8 protein-coding genes and 1 pseudogene are annotated in these 9,076 nt (G+C 70.4%); 3 read left to right on the top strand and 6 right to left on the bottom strand.

The window, feature by feature from the left end; translation table 11 throughout:
* Both ON36_RS06900 and lepA read right to left on the bottom strand, forming a co-directional pair.
* Positions 1-1,204 (bottom strand): annotated as a pseudogene (locus ON36_RS06900) (hypothetical protein); the annotation flags it as partial.
* 129 nt (positions 1,205-1,333) lie between these two features.
* On the bottom strand, positions 1,334-3,181 hold the full coding sequence (gene lepA / locus ON36_RS06895; protein WP_157224806.1) for a translation elongation factor 4: 1,848 nt from the start codon (positions 3,179-3,181) through the stop codon (positions 1,334-1,336).
* A gap of 105 nt (positions 3,182-3,286) precedes the next feature.
* Between lepA and ON36_RS06890 the strand changes: the two genes are divergently transcribed.
* Positions 3,287-3,853, top strand: coding sequence for a type II toxin-antitoxin system PemK/MazF family toxin (locus tag ON36_RS06890; RefSeq protein ID WP_043649144.1), 567 nt, complete (start codon positions 3,287-3,289; stop codon positions 3,851-3,853).
* 49 nt (positions 3,854-3,902) lie between these two features.
* On the opposite strand, the gene ON36_RS06885 is transcribed toward ON36_RS06890, so the two are convergent.
* The 3 genes from ON36_RS06885 to ON36_RS06875 form a co-directional block, all read right to left on the bottom strand.
* The gene (locus ON36_RS06885) at positions 3,903-4,745 is read right to left on the bottom strand and encodes a transglutaminase family protein (RefSeq protein WP_083884957.1); all 843 of its coding nucleotides are present in this window, start codon (positions 4,743-4,745) and stop codon (positions 3,903-3,905) included.
* Positions 4,746-4,821: 76 nt separating this feature from the next.
* Entirely contained in the window at positions 4,822-5,796 is a 975-nt protein-coding gene (locus ON36_RS06880; RefSeq protein WP_043649143.1) for an alpha-E domain-containing protein, read from the bottom strand.
* A gap of 4 nt (positions 5,797-5,800) precedes the next feature.
* Positions 5,801-7,336 (bottom strand): circularly permuted type 2 ATP-grasp protein, encoded by a 1,536-nt coding sequence (locus tag ON36_RS06875; protein WP_245557957.1) that lies wholly within the window; start codon positions 7,334-7,336, stop codon positions 5,801-5,803.
* A gap of 396 nt (positions 7,337-7,732) precedes the next feature.
* Between ON36_RS06875 and rpsT the strand changes: the two genes are divergently transcribed.
* Positions 7,733-7,993: a 30S ribosomal protein S20 gene (gene rpsT, locus ON36_RS06870; protein WP_019045815.1), complete on the top strand. Its 261-nt coding sequence runs from the start codon at positions 7,733-7,735 to the stop codon at positions 7,991-7,993.
* A 92-nt stretch (positions 7,994-8,085) separates the two neighbouring features.
* A complete protein-coding gene (locus ON36_RS06865) occupies positions 8,086-8,322 on the top strand; it encodes a hypothetical protein (protein ID WP_043649138.1) in 237 nt (78 codons plus the stop codon).
* Between the two features lie 70 nt (positions 8,323-8,392).
* Here the strand turns inward: ON36_RS06865 and holA are convergent.
* A partial coding sequence (gene holA, locus ON36_RS06860) for a DNA polymerase III subunit delta (protein ID WP_043649135.1) occupies positions 8,393-9,076 on the bottom strand: 684 nt, incomplete at its 5' end.

Below are 9,076 nucleotides of genomic sequence, written 5' to 3'. Positions count from 1 at the left end.
CGGTCTCGCCCGCGGGCTTCCCGCCGGGCGCGGCATGGCCGGTGTCGGCCGGGGCGCCCGCCGAACCGGCGGCACCGGCCGAACCGGTCGCCGCGGGCTCGCCGGAGCCGGAGCCCGCGGGCGTCCCGACGCCGGCGAACGGGTCGGCGTCCGCCTTCGCCTCGGCGCCCGAGCCGGTGCCGGGCAGGCCGATGCCCTTGTCGGCGCCCGGCAGGCCGAACGAATCGTCGTGTGCCGCACCGGTACCGGTGCCGGGGATGGTGTTCGCGCCGCTGCCCAGCCACTTCTGGTACTGGTCGAGCTGATCACCGACGTGTCCGACCGCGACGTCGACCTGCATCTCGGAGGTGAACCAGACGCCGTCGAGCCCGGCGTGGAAGTCGACCTCCCACTGCGTCTGCACGACCGCGCCGAAGCCGCCGCCGAGCGACTCGCCGATACCGTCGAAGAAGTTGCCCGACGGCGCGTGCGCGCCCGCCCCGGCGTCGCCGTGCCCGGCGGCGGGATGGGTCGGGAACGCCGTCCCGGGCAGACCGAGGCCGGGCGTGCCGGGCAGCCCCAGGCCGGGCATACCGGGGTGGCCGGGCAGCCCGGGTAGCCCCGACATCCCGGGGAGGCCGGGGGTTCCGGGCAGCCCGAAGCCGCCGCCGTTGCCGGTACCCGGCAGGGCGACACCGGAGTCGGCGGACCCGCCCGCGTTGCTCTCCTCCCCGCCGAAGCCGGGGAAGGCCGACTGGCCGTAGTGGTTTCCCGGGCCGAGGGTGGTGCCGGGGATGACGAGGGCGCTGTTGTCGGACTCCTCGGCGGTGCCGGGGATCCGCGGCTGCCACTCGTGCGCCTCCGGCTCGGACCGCGCGACCACGCTGACGTTGTCGTGCGCCGGCGGGTGGGCGCCCGCGTCGGGGTGCGGCTGGGTGCGCGCGGGCGGCTCGTACGGCAGGTCGGGGAACGTGACGACCGGGCTCGGCTCGTTCGGCCGCGGATCGCCGGTCGTCGCGTGCGACCAGCCCGCCTGGGTGCTGTCGGCGTGGCTGGAGCCGTGCCCGGGGTCGGCGGTGGCGCCGTTGGCCGCGACCAGCGCGCCACCGGTCACGTACGCGCCCGCCCTGGCGACCCGGGCCACACCGTTGGCCACCGTGTAGGCGACGTCGTTGCCCGTCGTTCCCGGCTCGATCTCGTTGCCGGAAGGTACCTCACGCCTCATGCACGATCCACGCTTTCACCGCTGTCGGCCACCCCCACCACGGCTGCGGCGAAGACGAACCCACACTAGAGACACACCCTAAGGTGGGCAAGGCGTTTCGGCGAGCCGGTGGAAACCGGGGGTTCTCCGCTATTTCCCCTTGGGCTTGTCCGAGGCCGCGTCCGAGGACAGCGCCGCCACGAAGGCCTCCTGCGGCACGTCGACCCGGCCGATGGTCTTCATGCGCTTCTTGCCCTCCTTCTGCTTCTCGAGCAGCTTGCGCTTGCGGCTGATGTCGCCGCCGTAGCACTTGGCCAGCACGTCCTTGCGGATGGCCCGGATGTTCTCGCGCGCGATGATCTTCGAGCCGATGGCGGCCTGGATCGGCACCTCGAACTGCTGGCGCGGGATGAGCTCGCGCAGCTTGGTGGTCATCTTGTTGCCGTAGGCCTGCGCGGCGTCCTTGTGCACGATGGCGCTGAACGCGTCGACCGCCTCGCCCTGCAGCAGGATGTCCACCTTGACCAGCGCCGAGGACTGCTCGCCCGCCTCCTCGTAGTCGAGCGAGGCGTAGCCGCGGGTCCGCGACTTGAGCGAGTCGAAGAAGTCGAAGATGATCTCGGCCATCGGCAGCGTGTAGCGCATCTCGACGCGGGTCTCGGACAGATAGTCCATGCCGAGGAGCTCGCCGCGGCGGCTCTGGCACAGCTCCATGATGGTGCCGACGAACTCGCTGGGCGCGATCACGGTGCACTTGGTGATCGGCTCGAAGGTCTGCCGGACCTTGCCCTCGGGCCAGTACGACGGGTTGGTGACGACGTGCTCGGTGCCGTCCTCCATCACCACCCGGTAGATCACGTTGGGCGCGGTGGAGATCAGGTCGAGGCCGAACTCGCGCTGCAGGCGCTCGCGGGTGATCTCCATGTGCAGCAGGCCGAGGAAGCCGCAGCGGAAACCGAAGCCGAGCGCGACCGAGGTCTCGGGCAGGTAGGTCAGCGCGGCGTCGTTGAGCTGCAGCTTGTCCAGCGCGTCGCGCAGGTCGGGGTAGTCCGAGCCGTCGACCGGGTACAGGCCGGAGTAGACCATCGGCCGCGGTTCCTGGTAGCCGGCCAGCGCCTGGGCCGCGCCGTCGCGCGCCGAGGTCACCGTGTCACCGACCTTGGACTGGCGCACGTCCTTCACGCCGGTGATCAGGTAACCCACCTCGCCGACGCCGAGGCCCTGGGTCGGCTTGGGCTCGGGCGAGACGATGCCGATCTCGAGCAGTTCGTGCTGCGCGCCGGTCGACATCATCTTGATCTTCTGGCGCGGGGTGAGCTTGCCGTCGACCACGCGCACGTAGGTGACCACGCCGCGGTAGGTGTCGTAGACCGAGTCGAAGATCAGCGCGCGGGCGGGCGCGTCGGCCTCGCCGACCGGCGGCGGGACCTCGGCGATCACCTTGTCCAGCAGCGCGTCGACGCCGACACCGGTCTTGCCCGAGACCCGCAGCACGTCGTCGGGCTCGCAACCGACGATGTGCGCGATCTCGGCGGCGTAGCGGTCCGGATCGGCGGCGGGCAGGTCGATCTTGTTGAGCACCGGGATGATCACCAGGTCGCGTTCCATCGCCAGGTACAGGTTCGCCAGCGTCTGCGCCTCGATGCCCTGCGCGGCGTCGACCAGCAGGATCGCGCCCTCACACGCCTCCAGCGCCCGCGACACCTCGTAGGTGAAGTCGACGTGGCCCGGCGTGTCGATCATGTGCAGGACGTACTCCTGCCCGTCGACGGCCCAGGGCAGCCGGACGTTCTGCGCCTTGATGGTGATGCCGCGCTCGCGCTCGATGTCCATCCGGTCCAGGTACTGGGCACGCATGGCGCGCTCCTCGACCACACCGGTGAGCTGCAGCATCCGGTCGGCCAGCGTCGACTTGCCGTGGTCGATGTGCGCGATGATGCAGAAGTTCCTGATCCGGGACGGATCGGTGAACGTCGTGTCGGCAAAGCTGGAAGCCACTCCACTCCTCGAGGGGTATCGGCGAACTGCCCCTATCGTCCCATGGCCGCTTTTCCGCGGCCTCGGGAGGATGAGCGACACCCGCTCCACCGTTATATTCCATGGATGGCCAGCAGTTGGAACACACTCGGCAAGCAGCTCGGCGTCATCGCCAAGGAGCAGGGGCCGAAGATCGTGCGGAAGCAGGGGCCGCGGCTGCTCGACAAGCTCGTGCGTTCACTGTCGTCGTCGTCTTCGGCCGCGCGTCCGGCACCCGCGGTGAAGGTCCGGCCCGCCGCCTCCACCCCCGTCCCCACGGCGCATCGCGCCCGCCAGATCGTCTACAGCCCGCAACTGGACGGGCGGGCCGATCCCGGCGAGATCGTCTGGACCTGGGTGCCCTTCGAGGAGGACCCGAGCAACGGCAAGGACCGGCCCGTCCTGGTGGTCGGGCGCGACCGCTCGACCCTGCTCGGGCTGATGCTCTCCTCCAAACCCGAGCGCGCCCACGACCGCAACTGGGTGGGCATCGGGTCCGGCGCGTGGGACCACGACGGCAGGCCGAGCTGGGTGCGCCTCGACCGGGTCCTCGACGTCCCCGAGGACGGCATCCGCCGCGAGGGCGCCATCGTCGAACGCAAGACCTTCGATCTCGTCGCCCACCGGCTCGTCGCCGAATACCACTGGAGCTGACCCGCTCTCCGCGCCGCCCCGTACCCCGCGTACGGGGCGGCGCGGTCGTCTAGGCCAGCCGCGTGATCTCCACCACGACCTCGAGGTCGGTGGAGCCCGCGCCGGAGAAGACGCCCTTGAGCGGCGGGACGTCGGCGTAGTCGCGCCCGACGCCCACCGAGACGTGCTGTTCGTTGATGGCGATGTTGTTGGTCGGGTCGTAGCCCCACCACTGCCCGGTCCACGCCTCGATCCACGCGTGGGACTGGCCCGCCACGGTCTCCCCCACCGTCGCGCCCGCCCGGGGATGCAGGTACCCCGACACGTACCGGCTCGGAATGCCCATGCTGCGCAACAGGACCAGCGTCAGGTGCGCGTAGTCCTGGCACACGCCGCGGCGATCGGCGAAGGCCTGCAGCGCCGAGGTGTGCACCGAGGTGGTGCCCGCGATGTAGTCCATCTCCTTGTGCACCCATTCGGCCGCGCGGACGACCGCCTTGGCGGGCGGCTCGCCCCGCGACAGCTGCTTGGCCACGGTCGCGAGCTTGCGGTCGTGCGGCACGTACGCCGTCGGCGCGAGCATCTCGTCGTACCGGTCGGCGACGGCGTCGGCGCGCAGCTCGTCCCAGCCCAGTTCCTCGGCCGGGCCGGAGAACGGCTCGGTCTCGACCACCGAGGAGCCGGTGACCTCGAGTTCGGTGTGCGGTGCGTGCAGGTCGAAGGCGGTGACCGCGGTGCCCCAGTAGTCGGTGTAGCGGTAGGACCTGGTCGCGGGCACCGTCTCCACCCGGTTGAGGATGACGTTCTGCCGTGAGTCGGCGCGCGGGGTCAGCCGCGCCTCGTTGAACGACCGGGTGACCGGCGCGTCGTACACGTAACCGGTGGTGTGCACCACCCTGATCCGCCAGCTCACGACTCCACCTCGCCGACGCTCGGGACCGTCGCGCGCCGCGGCGCGCCGGGCCGATGGTTCACTCGCTGACGCTCGTTCACAATTCACCTTCCACGTGCACGCGCCCGTCCGAGCCGCTGCGCACATCGGTCCAGGCCACCCACGGGGCGGCGTGGAAGTACTGACGCGACACCGCTTCGCTGACCTCGCGGCAGGACTTCTGCAGCGACAGCAGCCGGGCCTGGAGGTCTTCGAGCAGGACGCCCGGCGGCAGGAACTCCAGTTCGCTGCGGGCCCGGCCGAGCAGGCGCTGGGCCTCGTGCCGGGCGCCGGTGCGGCTGCCGGGCCGCTGGTCCAGTTCGGTCAGGCACGCCTCGGCCACCCGCAGCGAATGGAACACCGAACGCGGGAACAGCCGGTCGAGCAGGATGAACTCGACCACCCGGGCGGCGTCGAGCGCCCCTCGGTGGGTGCGCAGATAGGTGTCGTGGGCGCCCGCCGAGCGCAGCACGGTCACCCAGGCCGGGGACGACGTGCGGTCCCCCGCGCGCGACAGCAGCAGTCGCACCATCATGTCGACCCGCTCGATCGAGCGGCCGAGCAGCAGGAACCGGTACCCGTCGTCGCGGCTGAGGGTCGAATCCGACAGCCCGGCGAACATGGCGGCGCGGTCCTTGATGAAGTGGAAGAACTCGTGCGGACCGAGTCCGCGCGCGGCCCGTTCCGCGGTCGCCATGCCGTTGTAGGTCGCGTTGAGGCACTCCCACATCTCGCTGGAGGTGACCTCGCGCGCGCCGCGGGCGTTCTCGCGGGCCTTGGCGACGGAGTCGCTGATCGAGACGCCGTGCGCGTGGCTGAAGGCGACCAAATCGGTCACCGACCACACGTCCAGCGGGCCGTCGGGCGGTTCGATACCGAGGACCTTGAGCAGGACCCGGGAGGTGTGGTCGGCGTCGACGGTCGCGTCCTCGAGCAACTGGTGCACGGCGACGTCCAGGATGCGCGCGGTGTCGTCGGCGCGCTCGACGTATCGGCCGATCCAGTACAGGGATTCGGCGTTGCGGGCCAGCACTGTGTCATCCCCCGATCAGGCGCTGCGTCTGCTGCTGTTGCTGCTGTTGCTGATTGGCCTGCGGCGCGCTCAGCTCGCGGCCCAGCTCGAACGAATCCGCCTGCGGCGGTTCCCCGACCAGCCGGCCGCCCGCGAGTTCGCGGTCGACGGGCGCCGAGCGGGGTGCCAGCACCCAGGTGTCCTTGCTGCCGCCGCCCTGGCTGGAGTTGACCACCAGCGAGCCCTCCGGCAGCGCGACCCGGGTCAGCCCGCCGGGCAGCACCCAGATGTCCTCGCCGTCGTTGACCGCGAACGGGCGTAGGTCCACGTGGCGCGGCACCAGTTCGTCACCGATCTTGGTCGGCACCGTCGACAGTTGCACCACCGGCTGGGCGATCCAGCCGCGCGGATCGGCGCGCACCTTGCGGCGCATGGCGTCCAGCTCGCGCCGGGTGGCGTCGGGGCCGATGAGGATGCCGTAGCCCCCGGACCCCTCGACCGGCTTGACGACCAGTTCCTCGATGCGGTCGAGCACCTCGGCGCGTTCGTCGTCGAGCCAGCAGCGGAAGGTGTCCACGTTCGGCAGGATCGGCTTCTCGCCGAGGTAGTACTCGATGATGGCGGGCACGTAGGTGTAGATGAGCTTGTCGTCGCCGACGCCGTTGCCGACCGCGCTGGAGACGACCACGTTGCCCGCCCGCGCGGCGTTGAGGACGCCCGCCACCCCGAGGACGGAATCGGGGCGGAAGTGCATCGGGTCGAGAAAGGCGTCGTCGATCCGGCGGTAGATGACGTCGACCTGCCGCTCCCCCGCGGTCGTGCGCATGTAGACGACATTGTCGCGGCAGAACAGGTCGCGGCCCTCGACCAGTTCGACGCCCATCTGGCGGGCCAGCAGCGAATGCTCGAAATAGGCCGAGTTGTGCACGCCGGGGGTCAGCACCACCACGGTCGGGTCGGCCTCGTTCGGGGCGGCCGAGGCGCGCAGGGCGCGCAGCAGGTGACCGGCGTAGTCGCCGACCGCGCGCACCCGGTGCGAGGAGAACAGGTCCGGGAACACCCGGGCCATGGTGCGGCGGTTCTCCATCACGTACGAGACGCCCGACGGCGAGCGCAGGTTGTCCTCGAGGACGCGGAAATCGCCCTTCTCGTCGCGCACCAGATCGATGCCGGAGACGTGGATGCGGACGCCGTTCGGCGGGACCAGGCCCGCGGCCTCGCGGTGGAAGTGCTCGCACGAGGTGACCAGGCGTTTGGGGATCACCCCTTCGCGCAGGATGTTCTGCTCGCCGTAGACGTCGGCCAGGAACAGTTCGAGGGCGGTGACGCGCTGTTTGATGCCGCGTTCGAGCTTGGCCCACTCGGTGGCCGCGATCACCCGGGGCACCAGGTCGAGCGGGAAGGGGCGTTCCTGGCCCGATAGGGAGAAGGTGATGCCCTGGTCGATGAACGCGCGGTCCAGCGCGTCGGAGCGTTTGGCCAGATCGTCGGCGTCGATACCGTCGAGCGCGGCGTGAATGCCCTTGTACGGTGCCCTGACCCGTCCCTGCCCGTCGAACATCTCGTCGAAGGCGTCGGCGAAACGGCCCGGCCCGTACCCCTCGAACAACCCGGCCTGCCGCGGAACCGGGTGTCCGTTCGACCTCACCAACGCCGGTGATGCAGATCGAGCCGAACTCGGCGCTGTGGTGGATGTCATGGGAAAAATCGTGCTACACCCGATGACCGGGCCGTGTGAGACACAGGTAAATTTCTTGCATCACCTGAAACGGGTGAAATCGCCCGGCGGCAGGTACCCGGGACGGGCCGATTTCGCCCGGCAGCGGGGTACCTGGTAACCTCGATCGTCGGCGCGGTGTTACCCGCTGTTCAGCATGATTCGCTGTGCGGAACGTAGCGCGCGTCTCATGGACTTTCAGGACATACCACCAGCGACAGGAAACCAGAGGATACAGGCGTGGCCAACATCAAGTCCCAGATGAAGCGGATCCGTACCAACGAGGCGGCGCGCAAGCGCAACCAGTCGGTCAAGTCCGCGCTGCGCACTGCGATCCGCAACTTCCGCGAGGCCGCTGCGTCGGGCGACAAGGAAAAGGCGGCGGAGCAGCTGCAGTTCGCCAGCCGCAAGCTGGACAAGGCTGCCTCGAAGGGCGTCATTCACGCCAACCAGGCCGCCAACAAGAAGTCGGCCCTGGCGCTGGCGCTCAACAAGATCTGATCTGCGGGTATCGCGCGATACCCGATAGGTGGCCGTAGCCGCCGTGGCCTCGATGACCACGGCGGCTTTTGTCGTCGGCTACTATTCCGCGCATGGTGACGGTGTACGCGAATCAGACAGTGGTATCCGGCGAGGATCTGCCCGAGGTGATCCGCGCGGCGGAGATCCTGGGGATCGGTCTCAAGATCGAGAACGTCCTGGTCGGCAGCGAGGACGAGGGGTTCACCCCGATCTGGGTCGTCACGCGGGAGGAGGAAGTCCCCGTGTACGAGGAGTGGGACGGCCGCTACGAGGACGCCGAGGACGAGCTGGTGGCCGTCGGCGAATAACGTCCGCCCGAGTGTTCGCCGGGGCCGGTTCGCGCGACGCGCGCACCGGCCCTTTCCGGGTCCGACGGCGTCAGCGCGCCCCGCGCAGGTCCAGCAGCCGGGACAGCGCGAGTTCGAGGGCGAAGGTCGCGTCCGCCGCGCCGCCCTTGACGTCGGCGTTGAGCGTGGCGACCACCCGCAGGGCCGAGCCGATGGTGGCCGGGGTCCAGCCGCGCATCTGACCCTGGGCCTTCTTGACCTTCCACGGCGGCATCCCGAGCTGCGGCGCCAGCTTGAACGGGTCGCCCCGCCCGGCGGACCCGACGCGGGCGATGGTGTGGACGGAGTCGGCGAGCGCGTCGGCCAGCAACACGTGCGCGACCCCGCGGTCGGTGGCCCAGCGCAGGGCCTCCATCGCGGCGGGCCGGTCGCCGGCCATGGCCAGGTCGGCCACCTCGAAACCGGTGATCTCCGCCCGGCCGGAGTAGTAGCGCCGCACGGCGGCGGCGTCGACCTTCCCGCCGGTGTCGGCGGCCAGCTGCGAACAGGCGGCCGCCAGCTCGCGCAGCTCGGACCCCACCGAGTCCAGCAGCAGCTGCACGACCTCACCCGACACCTTGATCCCCGCCGCCCGGAACTCGGCGCGGACGAACTCCGCCTTCTCGGCCGGCTTGGCCAGCTTCGCGCAGTCGTGGGTCACCGCGCCGAGCTTCTGCAGCGCGGGCACCAGCGCCTTCACCCGGCCGCCCCCGGAATGCAGCACCAGCAACACCAC

This window comes from Nocardia thailandica NBRC 100428 (genome assembly GCF_000308795.1).
Taxonomy (GTDB): domain Bacteria; phylum Actinomycetota; class Actinomycetes; order Mycobacteriales; family Mycobacteriaceae; genus Nocardia; species Nocardia thailandica.
This window is presented reverse-complemented; position numbering and strand designations above follow the sequence as displayed.